This window comes from Ectopseudomonas composti (assembly GCF_001567565.1).
GTDB lineage: Bacteria > Pseudomonadota > Gammaproteobacteria > Pseudomonadales > Pseudomonadaceae > Aquipseudomonas > Aquipseudomonas composti_A.
On sequence record NZ_LSSW01000022.1, the window covers coordinates 514,294 to 531,771 of the forward strand.

Genomic DNA, 17,478 nt, shown 5'->3' on the forward strand with positions numbered 1-17,478 from the left:
TATGAAACAAGTTACAGCTATTTTTCGCCCGATCCGGCTTGAGGCCGTCGAGCAAGCTTTGCATGCACTGCCACACCTGCCTGGATTTACCATCCTGCCCGCCCATGGTCATCCACGTGGCCACGGCAAGGATCACAGCTACATCGCCGACGAGTGGAACCCCGACGCCCATCAGCATCTCGTGCTGCTGGCGTTCTGTTCAGAAGAAGTTGCCGATGAGATCGTCCATGCCATCGAGAAGGCCGCCCACACAGGTGTACCCGGTGATGGAATCGTCGCCGTGGCCCCTTTGACCGACGCATTGCGCATCCGTACTGGAGAGCGCGGTGATGCTGCGCTTTAGGGGAAATTGACATGTACGAACGATTAATTCGCTTCGCCATCGACCAGCGCTGGCTAGTCTTGCTGGCTGTGCTCGGCATGGCAGCGTTGGGTGTTTACAGCTACCAGAAGTTGCCGATTGATGCGGTTCCCGACATCACCAACGTGCAGGTGCAGATCAATACCGAGGCAAAGGGCTACTCGCCACTGGAAACCGAGCAACGCGTGACCTTTCCGATTGAATCGGTAATGGCTGGGCTGCCCAACTTACAGGAAACGCGTTCAATCTCACGTTACGGGTTGTCGCAGGTCACCGTCATTTTCGAAGACGGCACAGACATCTACTTCGCTCGTCAGTTGGTGAATGAGCGGATACAGGAAGCGCGTGGAAATCTACCCAGTGATCTGTCGCCGAGCATGGGGCCAATCGCTTCTGGTCTGGGCGAGATCTACATGTGGACCATCGAGGCGCAAGACGGTGCGAAGAAGCCGGATGGCAGCACCTATACACCGATGGATCTGCGTGAGATTCAGGACTGGATCGTCAAGCCGCAACTGCGAACCGTCAAAGGTGTTACCGAGATCAACACCATTGGCGGTTATGCCAAGGAGTTCCAGGTTTCACCCAAGCCGGAGCGCCTGGTCGCACATGGCCTCAGCCTGCAGGACATTGTGGTTGCGTTGGAGAGCAATAATGCCAACGTTGGTGCGGGCTACATCGAACGCAGCGGCGAGCAGTACCTGATCCGCGCTCCGGGACAAGTCGGCAATATCGCTGACATCGCCAACATCATCATCAAGAACACCGATGGTGTTCCTGTGCGCATCGGTGATGTGGCCGAGGTTGGCCTGGGTAAGGAGCTGCGCACCGGTGCCGCTACTGAGAACGGCCAGGAGGTGGTGCTCGGCACTGCCTTTATGTTGATTGGTGAGAACAGCCGCTATGTATCGCAGGCTGTCGACCAGCGCATAAAGGAGATCAATCGCAACCTGCCGAAAGGAGTCATAGCGAAGACGGTCTATGACCGCACTGTATTGGTCGATAAGGCCATCAATACGGTGAAGAAGAATCTGATCGAAGGCGCTCTGCTGGTTATCGCTATCCTGTTCCTGTTCCTGGGTAACATTCGGGCGGCCCTCATCACCGCAATGGTGATTCCGCTGTCGATGCTGTTCACCTTTACGGGCATGGTCAGCAACAAGGTCAGCGCGAACCTGATGAGCCTTGGCGCACTCGATTTCGGCATCATCATCGATGGTGCCGTGGTGATCGTAGAGAACTGCGTGCGTCGTTTGGCTCACGCCCAGGCCGCAGCAGGCCGAACGTTGACCCGTAATGAGCGCTTCCATGAGGTGTTCGCGGCGTCGAAGGAGGCGCGTCGTCCACTGCTGTTCGGCCAACTGATCATTATGGTGGTGTACCTGCCGATATTTGCGCTGACCGGCGTGGAAGGCAAGATGTTCCACCCAATGGCGTTCACCGTGGTGACAGCCCTGTTCGGAGCCATGATCCTCTCGGTGACATTCGTCCCGGCAGCTGTTGCACTGTTCCTCAATGGCAACGTCAGTGAAAAAGAAAATCGGCTAATGGCCTGGGTCAAGCAAGGCTACGCGCCGTTGCTAGATTGGGTCATGGTCAGCAAGCCGTTAGTGCTGACCATTGCGACAGTCATCATGGTGCTTTCTGGTTTAGCTGCTTCGCGGATGGGCAGTGAGTTCGTGCCGAGCCTGGATGAGGGCGATATCGCTTTGCATGCCCTGCGTATTCCTGGCACTAGCCTTTCGCAAGCAATTGAAATGCAGGTGCAACTCGAACAACGAATCAAATCCTTTGCCGAGGTTGATACGGTGTTCGCCAAGCTTGGAACCGCTGAAGTCGCAACCGATCCAATGCCGCCGAACGTGGCGGACAACTTTGTCATGCTAAAGCCGCGCGACCAGTGGCCCGATCCTGATCGCAGCAAAGCCGATTTGGTTGCGGCGATGCAGGAGGCGGTTGAACAGGTTTCCGGCAACAACTATGAGTTCACTCAGCCCATTCAGATGCGCTTCAACGAGCTGATCTCCGGCGTACGCAGTGACGTCGCAGTGAAAGTGTTTGGCGATGACATGGATGTGATGAACGAGACCGCCGAGCAAATCGCTGAGGTGCTGGAGGGTATTCCAGGAGCAGCTGATGTGAAGGTCGAACAGACCACCGGTCTGCCGATGCTCAGCGTACAAATCGACCGTGAGAAAGCCGCACGATTCGGTTTGAATGTCTCGGAGATTCAGGACGCCATTTCCACCGCCATCGGCGGGCGCGAGGCGGGTGCACTGTTTGAAGGTGACCGGCGTTTCGATATCCAAGTTCGCCTGGCGGACGAGTGGCGCAATGATGTCGACAAGATCCAGCAGCTGCCTATTCGTCTGGCCAATGGCGATGGGCTGGATGGCCCAGGGTTTGTGCGCCTGGCTGATGTGGCGAGCGTGGTGTCCGCACCGGGGCCGAACCAGATCAGCCGTGAAAGTGGCAAGCGTCGCGTGGTGGTCACCGCCAACGTTCGCGGCCGCGATATTGGCTCTTTTGTCGCCGAGGCCGAGAGCAAGATCGCCCTGGCGGTTAGCGTCCCTACAGGCTACTGGACGACCTGGGGCGGCACCTTCGAGCAGCTTCAGTCGGCAGCCAAGCGCCTGCAGATTGTCGTACCGGTCTCGTTGCTGCTGGTGTTCACGCTGCTCTTCATGATGTTCGGCAATGTCAAAGATGGCCTGCTGGTATTCACCGGCGTGCCCTTCGCGCTGACCGGCGGGATCATGGCCTTGTGGCTGCGTGATATTCCGCTCTCGATCTCTGCGGGGGTGGGTTTCATTGCGTTGTCGGGTGTCGCGGTACTCAACGGCCTGGTGATGATTTCCTTTATTCGCAGTTTGCGTGAGAACGGCATGGGGCTGGACGAGGCTATTCGTGAAGGCGCGTTGACTCGTTTGCGGCCGGTGCTGATGACTGCTTTGGTTGCGTCTCTGGGCTTTATTCCAATGGCCACTGCCATCGGTACGGGCGCAGAAGTTCAGCGCCCTCTGGCGACGGTGGTGATTGGCGGAATCCTGTCTTCAACCGTGCTGACGCTGCTGGTTTTGCCATTGCTCTACCGCTTGGCCCATCGTCTGCGCTAAGTTCACAGCGCTATTCGTGTGCAACTGAAAAGCCCCGCTCTTGAGCGGGGCTTTTTGCTTACCGTAAATACCGCTCAATGTGGGCGGTGACTGTGCCTGTGACGTCCTCAGCGGCTTTTTTTACGCCAAATAAGAATCGGAACTGCCCGGATGTAGACAAGCTCACCCACCAACTCAACCAGCGTCTGGGTGATGACCGCTGCGGCTGCAAGCCCCCGTATTTCTTCAGGCAATGCCAGGGCCAGCGGAAGAACCACCAACGAGTTACGTGTGGAGGTACTGAAAGTAACCGCTCTCGCCGTCGAGGCGGGCAGTTTATAAGCTCTTGAAGCCAGTGCGCCCACTACGGGGGCCAAAAGCATGAAACCGATGTACACCGGGATCACCGGTAAAAGCTGGTCGATATCACGAACCACCGGCGAGATTTGCGACCCAACCACCGCAATGAGAACTGCCGCCATCGCAGGGACTGGCATCCATGCCCATACGGTGTTCCAGCGACCTACGAACCGTGAGCGCTTAGCCAAGGCTGCTGTAGCAACCGCGAGCAATAAAGGCACGACAATCAGTGCGAGAAAGGCTTCAGCGAAAGGCGCTATCGAGATAACGACTCGGGATTGCTCCCCTAGCATGAAAGCCAAGTACACAGGCAACAGCACAAGCTGCAACAGCAAGAGGATGGGGGTTGCTGCAAGAATCGCACGCGAGTCGCCTTTGCCAATGTGAGTAAAGACCACCACGTAGTCGATACACGGGGTGAGCAAAACTAGAAGAGCGCCTATTAGGATTGCCGGGTGTTCTGCGAGCCCTCTGGTGAGTGCCCATACCAGCAGTGGAATCAGTACGAAATTGGCGATAAGCAAGGCTGACATGAAGCGTTTGTTGCTAAGACTTTTGCGGAGATCAAGAAAGGGAATTTGCAGAAACATCGCGTACATCAGCACGGCGATAGTCGGGGTCACTAATGCGTTCAGGCTCTGCGCCGCTGCAGTAGCTATTAACCCACCGATTGCCGCTGCAATGACCGCGACGAAATAGATCGGTATCTGGTTTTGTTCAAGTGCATCCCTACTCATAGCATCCTCAAGGATGAAAAACGTCAGCTTACATGAGGAAGCGAAAAGCGTGGCGATCCTCTTGGATGGCTTGAATCATGAAAGATTGAGATGGGCACGGCGTCTGGCTATTGAGTGGGTATCTGCTGACGGTGCAAGGGCGCGGTATTCAAATGACACCGTGTTCTAGCATCGGGGTGATAGCCGAGTGCCTTTGCAGATATCAGGCAGATCAATCTAAAGGCCTTCACCGGTATCATTTTGCCCTTCTTGCTACACGCTGACAGCGATGGCTTGTTGCAGATATGAATGACTTGCGGAAGAGAAGAGTTAGTTGTCTAGCTTGGAGGTTTAAACTCCCAGTGAATCTTTCTTATTATTAAAGATTAAATAAAAAAAGCGCCCCGAAGGGCGCTTAGGGTACACCTCTTTCCAAAGGAGCTCGGGAGCTTCTAGAGGTGAACATCGTTCGGAAGTGAGCGGTTAGTCAGCGTTGGTTTCTTTTTTAAGATCGGTATTGGTCCGATCTTGGTTGCTGGTCTTAACCTTTAGTTCGTCCGCCGGTTTGGCAGCAGGCTCAGTTCCGTGAATTCGTTTTTGATCTGCTCGAAATTTTGCCTGAGCTTTCATTGAGCGATCATAGCCATCTTCTGCATAAGACTGTGTGGAGCCGACAAGAAGTACTGATCCAATAACTAGGGCTTTCAACATCTTCATAAGGCAGGCCTCGTAAAATTCAATTATTAGCTTGTCGAGGTTCATGGACAAGTTCTGCAAGTTCGAGTGAATTTTACGGAGGTGAAGCTAACAGCAGCGTGAGCCCAACATTACATTCTTGAAATCTAATAACTGCCTATCTTGTTATGCATGAGCGGGCAGTGCTTTTAGAGCCCGCCCGCCCATCCATTTTTAGAGCACGCTCAGTGGGTACTCGACGATCAGACGAACCTCGTCCAGATCCGACTCGTAATCCGTTGCGCGGGTAGTCATCTGGCGAACACGGAAGGACATCTCTTTCAGTGAGCCCGTTTGGACGACGTACTTGGCTTCGATGTTGCGTTCCCAGCGCTTCTGGTCAGTCAGCGGGTTGCCATCGGCATCACGACGCATATACACACTGTTGGCGTCGGAATAGTCCGCATCTGTACCCAGCGCATAGCGCGTCATGAAGGTCAGTCCAGGAACGCCATAGCTGGCCATATCTAGGTCGTAGCGCAGCATCCAGGACTTCTCTTTCGGCGAGTTGAAGTCGCTGTACTGAATAGAGTTGTCGAGGAAGATGGAATCAGACTGGCGCAGGTAGTCGAAATCATCGTCGCCGTTGTTGCGCTGGTGCGACAGGGCAACGCTGTGTGCACCGAACTGCACACCCACTTTGCCGCTGTAAATGTCGTTATCGAACTCACCCAACAGCTGCTGGCCGTCATCAACAGCTTTGTAGTAGTTCAAGCCACCGAACAAGGAAACACTGTCGGTCAGCGGGTAGGTGAAGGACGTACCGGCATAGTGCTGCTTCCAAGCATCCTTGAGTTGGCTGCTATAGAGACTAAAGCTCAGGTTGTCATTTAGCGAATAGTCACCGCCGAAATAGGCAACCCATGGAGACGCGACAGAGCCCGCATAGAAGGTTGCGAACTCATCACGCATGGTGCTGACCTGCGGCTGGCTCATGGCATGCAGGCGGCCACCCTGAAGGGTCAAACCATCAAAGCTTGTGTTCTCAACCGTAACGCCGCGAAAGCTTTCCGGTAGCAGGCGGGAGTCACCGTAGTGAACCACCGGCGTCATGGGGAACACATCACCCACTTTGACAACGGTGTCGAATAGCCGGGCTTTTACTGCACCACCCACTTTGGAGTAGTTATCTTCGGCTTCACCATCACTATTTACCGGCAGCAGATTAACAGTACCACCTGGGCCATATCGACCATCCCCGGTATCCAGTTTAAGGCCGAGCATGGCGAAGGCATCAATACCAAAGCCTACGGTACCTTGGGTAAAGCCCGACTCGAACTGGCCAATGATCCCGTGTGCCCAAGCTTCAGTATAACCATTGTCAGTGTTGCTCGACTGACCTTTACGAAAGTCACGATTCATGTAGAAGTTACGGTTGAGAATATTGAAACTGCTACCTTCTACAAAACCTTCGGCTTGCTCTTCTGCGGCCGCCATGAGCGGAGCTGCACTGACAATCGCCGAAAATACTGCAAGGGATAGTTTGGTTTTATTAAGCATTTATTGCTCCTTTATAATTGGCAGTTATTAGTCTAGTTTTCGCCATGGCGTTCTTATAGGTATTGCACCCTCAAGCGCTCTGCGCCTTTGGGGAGCTGAGCCCTATCCTTGCAAGCTGAAGATAACTTGAAGATGATTGGAAAATTACAATTCTGTAATCTTCACAAGGCGGCAATGAAAGTTGTCTTAAAGCGACATTTGAATTCAGATTTTCAATAGAATCCGACGGGTAGGTCGAGAGAGCTCCAGCCTTGATCAGGCCGAATGTTCATGACTGCCAGCTCATAGGACGGTGCACTCAGATAGATCGATAGCGCCGGGCTGATGTGACAAGCCGGCTGGGGGTGACGCCGGTTGATCTTGTTTGGATGCTCGTAAGCGTCCACCCGAATCACCTTGCGTGATTCGGGCATGCTGCTCACTCCCGCCGTGTAAGCCAGCATTTCGCTGACGAGCTGGAGCTGGCAGGCGCACTGCGTATATTCCAGCTCATGGCAGTAATGGTGCATGAAACTGTGACCGCATGGGTGTGAATAGCCATGGGCTCAGCGCTTACCAGACGAAGAGTTGGTTGATGCGACCAAGAACCTAGCAAGGTGCGATTACTACAGCGGCTGAGAGTTTCCGTAGTTAAAGCCATTTGCCGCCAAGGTTGCCCAGCGGCGCTGACGGTGGGCGTAGAACAGGCGCGCAAATAGCCAGACGAACGGAGTGAGGACGCCCGCCTTGATGGTCACGCTATCTCGGTAAAGCGTTCCGCCGTTGACCTCTTGTGCCGTAATGAGGTGATCCCACTTGCTGATCAGCGGGCTGTAGCCGTTGTCTCTTAGCATGAAAATCTGAGCATTTTCCGTCTGCGGGTATGTAATCACAATCGCCTGACGGCCAATGGGAAGTACGCCGAATAACTTCAGCTTGACCCAGTAAGTGCCCTCGTTCCAGGTGCCAGGAAACTCAACGGGAGTCAGCGGGCTGAAACTCAGCAACGGTGATGCAACCTGATGCAGCAGACGTGGCGTGCGCACCTGGGCGATCACCTCTGCCAGTGAGCATGGCAGCTGGGTAGAGATATCAATTTGCATGGGCGCAATCACCGACCGGATTGAGTTTACTTGTCATCGGCAAGCAAGGTCTGTGGTTCTTCGGGAACCGGCATGGGCTTGAAAGCACTGACCCTGGAGCGGCCTGTATTGCCGATAGGCACCCAGATTTTGGAGAACAGCAGGGCCGCGAAAATACGTGGTAGTTGCCCCGCGACCTCGCGGTAATCGCCGGTCTGCCAGCCGAGCACAAGCATCAGTCAGTGTGACCCAGCATGCAGCACGGGTTGGCGTTGGGTCAGGATGTGCGCGCGCTCTAACCATTGAAAGGCATCTGCGCTGCGCTGTTCCTGCATGGCCTGCCGGGCCTGCTGAAAGGCTTGTTCAATTGCGAGTTGCAATGCTGCTTTCATCTTCAATCCTCCGATCCTACTTTTTAAGCAGGCGCAGGCCGTTGAACACCACCAGCAGGCTGACGCCCATGTCGGCAAAGACGGCCATCCACATCGTCGCCTGCCCCGTTAGGGTAATGGCGAGAAACAGGGCCTTGATCCCTAACGCCAGCACGATGTTCTGCTTGAGGATGACGGCGGTCTGTTGAGACAGGCGGATGAAGGCCGGGATCTTGCGCAGGTCGTCATCCATCAAGGCCACATCCGCAGTTTCGATGGCCGTGTCCGTGCCGGCGGCGGCCATGGCGAAACCGATTTCAGACTTCGCCAGCGCCGGCGCATCGTTGATGCCATCGCCGACCATCCCTACAACGTAGCCGCGCGCCTGCAATGCTTCAATGGCCTGCAATTTGTCGACTGGCAGTAGGTTGCCGCGTGCCTCGTCGATGCCTACCTGCTGTGCAATCGCATCTGCGGTGTGCGGGTTATCGCCGGTCAGCATTGTGGTCTTCACGCCAAGCGCATGAAGCTCCTCAATTGCCTGGCGGCTGGAGCCCTTGACGGTATCGGCAACGGCGAACAGGGCAATGGCACGCTGCGGATTGCACAGCACCACCACTGTTTTACCTTGGCGTTCGAGACGCTCCAGCGTCGCTTCCAGCTCGGGTGAGCAGAGGCCAAGCTCTTCCACCAGGCGGTGGTTACCCAGGTGGAAATCTATGCCTTCGATGGTGCCTCGAACACCTCGACCCAGTAGGGCTTCGAATCCTTCAACGGCGGTAAACGCCAGCCCATTCTTACTGGCATGCTTGGCTATCGCTTGCGATACCGGATGGTCAGACCGACTGGCGAGGCTGGCGGCATGTGTGCGGTAGACTTCTGAGTCCTGATCAACCAGCGGCATGTAATCGGTCTGCACCGGCTTGCCGTGAGTAATAGTGCCGGTCTTGTCGAGTGCCAGGAAGCCAAGCTTGCCGCCGGTTTCAAGGTAGACACCGCCTTTGATCAGAATGCCTTTGCGCGCAGCCGCAGCCAGGCCACTGACAATGGTGACGGGCGTTGAAATAACCAAGGCGCAAGGGCAAGCGACCACCAGCAGTACCAAGGCACGATAGATCCAGTCGTACCAGGGTTCGGCCATGAAGAGTGGCGGCACAATGGCGATAGCCAGGGCGAATAGGAATACGACAGGGGTGTATACCTTGGCGAATTGGTCGACAAAGCGCTGGGTCGGAGCACGTGAACCCTGTGCCTCTTCGACCGCGTGAATGATGCGTGCCAGCGTAGTGTTGGCAGCGGCTGCCACGACGCGGTATTCCAGCGAGCCTGCTTGATTGATGGTGCCAGCAAAAACCGGGTCTCCGACGGTTTTCTCTACGGGCAGGCTTTCCCCCGTGATCGGCGCTTGGTTGATGGTGGAGTTGCCGGAAGTCACCTCGCCATCGAGGCCGATTCGCTCGCCAGGCCGAACCCTGACCAATGCACCTAAGGCTATGGTTTTAACCTCAACTTCAAGCCATGAGCCGTCTGCTTGCTGCACCGTGGCGCGCTCTGGGGTCAGATCCATCAGGCCGCGGATGGCATTACGAGCCCGACCCAGCGATTTTGCCTCGATCAGCTCGGCCACAGAAAAGAGGAACATGACCATGGCGGCTTCCGGCCATTGCCCAATCAGCACCGCACCGGTAACCGCAATACTCATCAGTGCATTGATGTTCAGGTTGCGGTTCTTCAGCGCAATCCAACCCTTTTTATAGGTCGTCAGGCCGCACAGCAGAATGGCGAGCAGCGCCACACCGGCCACAACCCACTCAGGTGCAAGCTCGGCGAAGTGCAGCACTTCAGCCGATACGGCAGCCACACCGGATAGCGCCAAAGGCCACCAAGCCTTCTTGCGCGGCGCTGCTTGCGCTTCATCGTTTACTGTTGCTGCACCCTCAACCACTGGCGTGAAACCAAGGTCGCGAATCGCTGCCAGGGCTGCTGGCAATGCTTCTGCTGTGTGGCTAAACGTCAATACGCGCTGAAGCAAGTTGAACTCCAGCGCGCTGATGCCGGTCAGGGAGGAGAGCTTGTCGCGGATCAGCTTTTCTTCCGTTGGGCAGTCCATCTGTTCGATTGTGATGCGGGCTTGCCCCTCAGCAGAGAGCGGTTCTGCTTGCATACCTAGGGATGAGATCGCCGCTTCAATAAGAGCGGTCGACGGCAAGCTGTGCCATACCCCAAGAACGCGATTGATCAGATTGAAATCGAGCTTGTCTATGCCAGCCAGCTTGCTCAGTTTGTCTTGAATCAGCGTCTGTTCGGTGGGGCAGTCCATTTGTTCAATACGGAAACTGCTGAGCCTGGAGCGAACCATGGCATTTACCGTTGTAGTTGCCGTGGCCGAGCACTTAAACGCGCCGCTGGGGTCACAGCAGACATCCTTTGAAACCGCTTCAGGTTTTTGTTCATCACTGCAGCAACCAGCCATGGGGGTATCCTTATTGGTCAGTGCTGTAGAGTGAACACCCTGAAGCCACTACAGGGTCAAGAGTTTGTAGAAGGGGTATTTCATGAAAATTGGAGAGCTGGCCAAGCTTGCCGATTGCCAGGTTGAAACGGTTCGCTATTACGAGCGTGAAGGGCTGTTGCCGACACCGGCTCGCAGCGAGGGCAATTATCGTCTTTACAGCAGTGAGCATCTTGAGAGGCTTACGTTTATTCGTAATTGCCGAACACTGGACATGACCCTGGACGAGATCAGAAGCTTGTTGGCGCTGATGGATCGGCCAGAGGGGAACTGTGAGGGTGTGAATAGCTTAGTGGATGAGCACATCGAGCATGTGCAAGCGCGAGTGACCAGCCTCCTGGCACTGCAACAACAGCTGGTTGAGTTACGACACCGTTGCGCCTCTGAGCGGGGTGTAGACGAGTGTGGAATTCTCCAGCGCCTGAATACCACCGGCGGAGTCAGTGCACTTCCAGATGATGGCCATACCCACGTTGGGAAAAGCCATCGCCACTAAACAATGCGCCACCACCTGCAGTACTCGGCACGAGACATTGCAGGCGGTGGTGCGGGTTCGTTTGTTTACAGACTGCAAGCGCTTATTTGCTTTGTTCGATTTCAGCTTTAACCAGATCAATCAGTGGCTGTGCACCAAAGCTCAGGAGCGGTTTGCCATTCACAAAAAACGTGGTCGTCTGGCGCACGGCAGCAGCCTCCCAGGCTTTGAGCACCTGAGGGTCACTGTGCCATTGCCGTTGAGCTGAACCCAAGGGCGAGTACCTGAGTGTTAAACGCGTGATTTAAGGCAGATAAGCCCCTTTTCGTCATCTGGCGGAGGGGCTCTCCTGAACACTCAGAGCTATAGCTCCTGTGGTGAGTAACTCTTTCGTTTGCCCTGTCGACGCATCAGCCAGTACGCGGCCGGCAAAACCAACATGGACATCAGCGGCGCGGTAATCATGCCGCCGACCATGGGCGCGGCGATGCGCTTCATCACCTCAGATCCGGCACCTCCGCCCCAGAGGATTGGCAACAGGCCGGCGATGATCACGGCCACCGTCATCACCTTGGGCCGCACACGCAGCACCGCGCCTTCACGAATTGCCTCCAGTAGGGCCGGATCACCGCTGCGCCCGGTATCCACACGCGCATGCCAGGCGTTCTTCAGGTACAGCAGCATGATCACCCCGAACTCGGCCGAGACGCCGGCCAGGGCAATGAAGCCCACGCCGGTGGCCACCGACAGGTTGAAGCCGAACCAGTAGAGCAGCCAGATGCCGCCCGATAGGGCGAAGGGCAGGGTGGCCATGATCAGCAGGGCCTCGCCGAAGCGGCTGAAAGTCAGGTAGAGCAGCACGAAGATAATCAACAGAGTCGCCGGCACCACCCAGGCCAGCCGCGCATTGGCGCGCTCCAGAAACTCGAACTGACCGGAGTAGGAGACGGTCATGCCGGCGTCGAGTTGTACCCGCTCGGCGACGCGCTGCTGCAGCTCGCGCACGGTCGAGGCCAGGTCGCGCCCACGGACATCGACATAGACCCAGCCGGACAGTCGCCCGTTCTCGCTGCGCAGCATCGGCGGCCCTTCGGTCAGAGTTACCTGGGCGACGGTGCCCAAGGTGATCTGCTGGCCGGCTGGAGTGAGGATCGGCATACGCCGTAGTGCCTGCGGACTGTCTCGCCACTCCTTGGGATAGCGCAGGTTGATCGGGAAGCGGGCCAGTCCTTCAACCGTCTCGCCTATATTGCTGCCGCCGATGGCGCCCGATACCACCGTCTGCAGATCGGCGATGCTCAGGCCATAGCGCGCCGCGGCCAGCCGATCGATCTGGATATCCACATAGCGACCTCCGGTCAGGCGTTCTGCCAAGGCCGAACTCACCCCAGGCACCTCTTTGGCCACGGCCTCGATATCGCGCGTTATGCGCTCGATGTCGACCAAGGAGGTTCCGGAGACCTTCACCCCAATGGGGCTCTTGATCCCCGTCGCCAGCATGTCGATGCGGTTGCGGATGGGCGGCACCCAGATATTGGACAGCCCGGGGACCTTCACCGCGCGGTCCAGCTCCTCGATCAGCTTTTCCGGCGTCATGCCCGCACGCCATTGCTCGCGCGGCTTGAACTGCACCGTGGTCTCGAACATTTCCAGCGGCGCCGGGTCGGTGGCCGTCTCCGCTCGCCCGGCCTTGCCGAACACCCGCGCCACTTCCGGCACCGTGAGGATCATCCGGTTGGTCTGCTGCAGCAGTTGGGTCGCCTTGCTCGCCGGCAAGCCGGGCAGGGCCGAGGGCATGTACAACAGGTCGCCCTCGTCCATGGGCGGCAGAAACTCTCCTCCGAGTCTGCTGAGGGGCCAGAGGCTGGACAAAAAGACCAGCACGGCCAGCGCCAGGGTCACTTTTGGCCAAGCCAGCACCCACTCCAGTACCGGCCGGTATGCGCCGATCAGCCAGCGGTTCAAGGGGTTCTGTTGTTCGCTGGGGATATGCCCGCGAATCCAGTAGCCCATCAGCACCGGTACCAAGGTGACCGAGAGTCCGGCGGCAGCCGCCATGGCATAGGTCTTGGTGAAGGCCAGCGGGCCGAACAGGCGGCCTTCCTGGGCCTCCAGGGTGAAGACCGGGAGGAAGGACAGGGTGATGATCAGCAGGCTGAAGAACAGCGCCGGCCCGACCTCGACCGCGGCTTCGCCGATCACCCGCCAGTGCGCCTCGCCCTGTAGCTGCTCACCAGGGTGTCGAGCCTTCCAGGTTTCGATGTGCTTGTGCGCGTTCTCGATCATCACCACGGCGGCGTCGACCATGGCGCCGATGGCGATGGCGATCCCGCCGAGCGACATGATGTTGGCATTGACGCCCTGGTAGCGCATGACGATGAAGGCCATGAGGATGCCCAGGGGCAGGGTGATGATCGCGACCAGCGACGAGCGCAGGTGCCAGAGGAAGAGCAGGCAAACCAAGGCCACCACCACGAACTCTTCCAGCAGCTTGTAGCTGAGGTTATCGATGGCGCGGTCGATCAGTTGCGAGCGGTCATAGGTGGTGACCACCTCGACGCCGGCCGGCAGGCTGCCCTTCAGGCTGTCCAGCTTGGTCTTCACCGCAGCGATGGCATCGCGGGCATTCTTTCCGGAGCGTAGGATGACCACGCCGCCTACCACTTCACCCTGGCCATCCAGCTCGGCAATGCCACGCCGCATCTCTGGCCCCAGCTGAATGGTGGCCACCTGACCCAGCAGCACCGGAACTCCGCTGGCCGAAGCCCGCAGCGGCACATTGCGGAAATCCTCCAGGCTCTCTAGATAGCCTGAAGCCCGCACCATGTACTCGCGCTCCGCCAGCTCCAGGATGGCGCCGCCGGTTTCCTGATTGGCGCTCTTCAGCGCCGCTTCGACCTCCTGCTGAGTTACCCCATAAGCCACCAGCTTTTGCGGATCGAGCAGCACCTGATACTGCTTGACCATGCCCCCGAGGGTAGCCACTTCGGCCACGTTGGGTAGGCTCTTGAGCTCGTACTTGAGGAACCAGTCCTGCAGCGCCCGTAGCTGCGCAAGATCATGTTGGCCGCTGCGGTCGACCAAGGCGTACTGGTAGATCCAGCCCACGCCGGTGGCATCCGGCCCAAGGGTGGTGGTAACACCCTCGGGCAGGCGTTCCTGCGCCTGGTTGAGGTACTCCAGCACCCGCGAGCGCGCCCAGTAGAGGTCGGTGTCGTCCTCGAACAGCACGTAGACGAAGGAGTCGCCGAAGAACGAGTAGCCGCGCACCGTCTTCGCCCCCGGTACCGAGAGCATGGTTGTGGCCAGTGGGTAGGTCACCTGGTTCTCGACGATCTGCGGTGCCTGTCCGGGAAAGCTGGTTCTGATGATGACCTGGGTGTCAGATAGGTCCGGCAGTGCATCCAACGGCGTGTTGCGCAGCGACCAGAGGCCCAGGGCGGTGATGAACAGGGTGGCCAGCAGTACCAGGAAGCGGTTGCCGATCGACCAATGGATCAGGCGCGCGATCATGGCTGGTCTCCTTCCTTGCGGAGCTGCTCGATCAGCAGGCCGGAGTTTGTCTGACGTGCGGCGATGCGTACGTGATCTCCTGGCTTAAGTCCCACAGCTACTTCGGAGCTGACCAGAGGAAAAGCCATGGTCATACCTGGCATATTCAGGCTCTCGAAGGGGCCATGCTCCAGGGTGACTTGTTTCCCGTCCAGTGCGCGAATAACGCCGTGAGACACATGCAGCCCCTCCGTGCTGTCCTGTTCTGCATTGCCGGCCAGGATGCCCTGCAGGCTGGCTTCCGAATCGATGAGGAACTGGCCGGAGGTAACGACCGCCTGACCTTCCTCAAGACCGGAAAACACCTCCAGACGCCCATCGGCCTCGCGGCCCAAGGTGATTTCCTGGGGACGGTAGCGTCCGTCGCCTTCGGCCAGCATCACCAATGCACGCTTCCCGGTGCGAATCACGGCTTCACTCGGCACAAGAAGCGTGGATTGTTCGACGGCACTGTTCAGGCGTACGGCGGCGAACATGCCGGGGCGCAACTTACCGGCAGGGTTGGGTAGCTCGCTGCGTACCGTGAGCGTGCGCGTTTGCGGATCGGCACTCGGCAGCAAGGCTATGACGCGGCCCAGCAGCGGTCGATCAGGAAAGGCCGTCAGGTTGGCGCGGATCTCGTCCCCGACCTGGATACTTCCGGCCATGGCCTCGGGTATCGCCGCATCGAGCCAGACACTGGACAGCCCGTTGATCAACGCCAGATCCTGCCCGGCTTCAACGGTCATCCCGGCGCGTACCTGCAAGGCTTGGAGCTCGCCGCTGATAGGTGTGGTGAGGGTTTGCACTGCCCGCGGTTTGCCGCTGCGGCGAACCTGCTCTATCAACGCTTGTGGCATGCCGAGCAGGCGGAGGCGCTCTTGGGCCGCAGTGATCAAGCGGGCGTCACCGGTACGCAGTACCGCGAGGAACTCCAACTGCGCGGCGGACCACTCGGGAATCAGCAGGTCGACCAAGGGTGTTCCAGCTGGCAGTACATCGCCAGGGGCACGCCCGTAAACCCGCTCGACGAATCCGCCAGCGCGGGCCTGGAGGTTCGCTACCTCTCGCTGGTTATAGGCCAGGGAGCCGACCACCTCGATATCCGAGGGCAGTACACCGCGGATCACCTTCGAGGTCCGCATTCCGAGGTTCTGCACGGCTTGAGCGGGGACGCTCAGGACAGACGGATCTTGCTCGGATCCTGCGTATTTAGGGACAAGCTCCATATCCATGAAAGGTGACTTGCCCGGTTTATCGAAGCGCTGCTCAGGCTGCATCGGGTCGTACCAATAGAGCACTTTGCGCTCGTCCGTCGGTGCGGAGCTAGGCAGTAGCTCGTGTTTGGCTTGCCGCTGGGCCAGCCAGTAGCCACCGCCCGCCGCGCCAATGCCCACGGTCAGCACGGCGACCGCAAAACCAAATGTCGATATCTTCATTTCAGGCCCTCCACATAGGCGTAGTACAGGCTTGCGGAGAGCTGGCTCAACTTGCGCTGTTGTTCAATCTGCCGCAGTTGCGCATCAATCAGGTCGCGCTGGGCAGTAATAACGGATGTGAGCTGGCTGTTACCGGCTTGGTAGGCGGCCAGTTCGAGATCGGCACGTTTGCTTGCAAGCGGGATCAAGGTTTTTTCGGTGCGTGACAAGGTCCTGCGCAGTTGCTCAAGCTCGGCAATACCGCCTTCCAGCTCAGCCTGATGGGCGCGCAGTAATGCTTCCTGCTCGGCTTCCATCTGCGACACGCTTTGTTGTCTGGCGTTGATCTTGGGCCCCTGACGTGTGCCTACGAACAACGGCAGGTCGAAGGTAAATTGCACCATCACCATATCGCCGAACTGGTTGTCGCGATTGTTGTAGGCAAACTCAACACCCCAGTCGGGGGTCTTCTCGGCGATGGCCTCGTTCAGCTCGGCGCTAGCCTCGCCGACTCGGGCGGAGGCAGCGCGCAACTCAGGGTGTGAGGCAATGCGTTGCTGCAGGTGCGGTGCCACCAGGTTCAGACTGGGAACACCTCCTTGCAAAGGCTGGTCAGCCTCGTTGCCTATCCAGCGGCGCAGCTTGGCACGAGCTACTGCCACATCGCGATTCAGTTCATCTCGCCGATCTTGTAACGCCAAAGCTTCCTGGTCGGCCTGCAACAGCTCGCCAGGCTGAGCACTACCGCCGGCAATCAGCGATTGCACGGTCGAGCGGAGCATCTCGATCTGACGGTCCAGTTGATCGAAGAGGCCAACACTGCGTTCGGCGTAGTACACATCCAGCCAGCTCACTGCCGTCTGGCGCTTGATCTCCAACTGCATGGCACGCTGCTCGGCCTCGGCTCGGCCTACTGAAGCCTCGGCCAACTGGCGCCGAGCCTGACGCTTGTCACTGTTGGGGACTTCCTGCATGAACCCAATGCGGCGCATGGTCATGGAGTCACGATTAAGCGTGTAACGGTCAGGGCCTTCGATCGGCAGGTTGTCGATGCCTAGAATCAGCTTGGGATCGGGCAGGGCGTCTGCGGGCTCGACAGCCTGCTGTGCCGATGCCACCTGCGCCTGGCGCGCGAGGTTCTCAGGGGCACTCTGCTCGGCCAGAGCTTGGGCTCGTTCGAAAGTTAGGGGCTGCGCCTGCGCGGCAAGCCAGGGAGCTGCCCAGAATGCGGCAGCCAACACACCGAGAAAGCCACGGCGTGGAAAAAGGAAAGCGGACATGCTTTCGCCTCCAATGCGATTGATCGAAGTCGCGACTACGAAACGTGACCGCGACGATGCGCC

General features: G+C 57.9%; 12 protein-coding genes and 1 pseudogene. 3 read left to right on the forward strand and 10 right to left on the reverse strand.

Annotation, left to right across the window (positions count from 1 at the left end; translation table 11 throughout):
• Position 1 precedes the first annotated feature (1 nt).
• Positions 2-343: a P-II family nitrogen regulator gene (locus tag PCLY_RS11590; RefSeq protein ID WP_045733421.1), complete on the forward strand. Its 342-nt coding sequence runs from the start codon at positions 2-4 to the stop codon at positions 341-343.
• Positions 344-354: 11 nt separating this feature from the next.
• A complete protein-coding gene (locus PCLY_RS11595) occupies positions 355-3,477 on the forward strand; it encodes an efflux RND transporter permease subunit (protein WP_045733420.1) in 3,123 nt (1,040 codons plus the stop codon).
• A gap of 107 nt (positions 3,478-3,584) precedes the next feature.
• Here PCLY_RS11595 and PCLY_RS11600 read toward each other — a convergent pair whose 3' ends face one another.
• From PCLY_RS11600 to PCLY_RS11630, 7 genes and pseudogenes are all read right to left on the reverse strand, one after another.
• Positions 3,585-4,553: an arsenic resistance protein gene (locus PCLY_RS11600; protein WP_059392065.1), complete on the reverse strand. Its 969-nt coding sequence runs from the start codon at positions 4,551-4,553 to the stop codon at positions 3,585-3,587.
• Positions 4,554-5,015: 462 nt separating this feature from the next.
• Positions 5,016-5,294: a hypothetical protein gene (locus PCLY_RS11605; RefSeq protein WP_224490798.1), complete on the reverse strand. Its 279-nt coding sequence runs from the start codon at positions 5,292-5,294 to the stop codon at positions 5,016-5,018.
• 147 nt (positions 5,295-5,441) lie between these two features.
• The gene (locus PCLY_RS11610) at positions 5,442-6,767 is read right to left on the reverse strand and encodes an OprD family porin (protein ID WP_026088463.1); all 1,326 of its coding nucleotides are present in this window, start codon (positions 6,765-6,767) and stop codon (positions 5,442-5,444) included.
• 212 nt (positions 6,768-6,979) lie between these two features.
• Positions 6,980-7,276: a hypothetical protein gene (locus PCLY_RS11615; protein WP_017675706.1), complete on the reverse strand. Its 297-nt coding sequence runs from the start codon at positions 7,274-7,276 to the stop codon at positions 6,980-6,982.
• Positions 7,277-7,372: 96 nt separating this feature from the next.
• The gene (locus tag PCLY_RS11620) at positions 7,373-7,849 is read right to left on the reverse strand and encodes a hypothetical protein (RefSeq protein WP_059392066.1); all 477 of its coding nucleotides are present in this window, start codon (positions 7,847-7,849) and stop codon (positions 7,373-7,375) included.
• Between the two features lie 26 nt (positions 7,850-7,875).
• Positions 7,876-8,220: pseudogene (locus PCLY_RS11625) on the reverse strand (DUF3703 domain-containing protein).
• Positions 8,221-8,236: 16 nt separating this feature from the next.
• Positions 8,237-10,519 (reverse strand): heavy metal translocating P-type ATPase, encoded by a 2,283-nt coding sequence (locus PCLY_RS11630; RefSeq protein ID WP_017675703.1) that lies wholly within the window; start codon positions 10,517-10,519, stop codon positions 8,237-8,239.
• A 235-nt stretch (positions 10,520-10,754) separates the two neighbouring features.
• On the opposite strand from PCLY_RS11630, the gene cadR reads away from it, so the two are divergent.
• Entirely contained in the window at positions 10,755-11,207 is a 453-nt protein-coding gene (cadR, locus tag PCLY_RS11635) for a Cd(II)/Pb(II)-responsive transcriptional regulator (RefSeq protein WP_017675702.1), read from the forward strand.
• A 342-nt stretch (positions 11,208-11,549) separates the two neighbouring features.
• Here cadR and PCLY_RS11640 read toward each other — a convergent pair whose 3' ends face one another.
• The 3 genes from PCLY_RS11640 to PCLY_RS11650 are packed head-to-tail and all read right to left on the reverse strand — an operon-like array spanning position 11,550 to position 17,415.
• The gene (locus PCLY_RS11640; RefSeq protein ID WP_059392067.1) at positions 11,550-14,699 is read right to left on the reverse strand and encodes an efflux RND transporter permease subunit; all 3,150 of its coding nucleotides are present in this window, start codon (positions 14,697-14,699) and stop codon (positions 11,550-11,552) included.
• On the reverse strand, positions 14,696-16,156 hold the full coding sequence (locus PCLY_RS11645; protein ID WP_061239417.1) for an efflux RND transporter periplasmic adaptor subunit: 1,461 nt from the start codon (positions 16,154-16,156) through the stop codon (positions 14,696-14,698). The genes PCLY_RS11640 and PCLY_RS11645 overlap by 4 nt, the downstream gene beginning before the upstream one ends.
• Positions 16,153-17,415 (reverse strand): TolC family protein, encoded by a 1,263-nt coding sequence (locus tag PCLY_RS11650; RefSeq protein WP_003139513.1) that lies wholly within the window; start codon positions 17,413-17,415, stop codon positions 16,153-16,155. The genes PCLY_RS11645 and PCLY_RS11650 overlap by 4 nt, the downstream gene beginning before the upstream one ends.
• Positions 17,416-17,478: the final 63 nt, after the last annotated feature.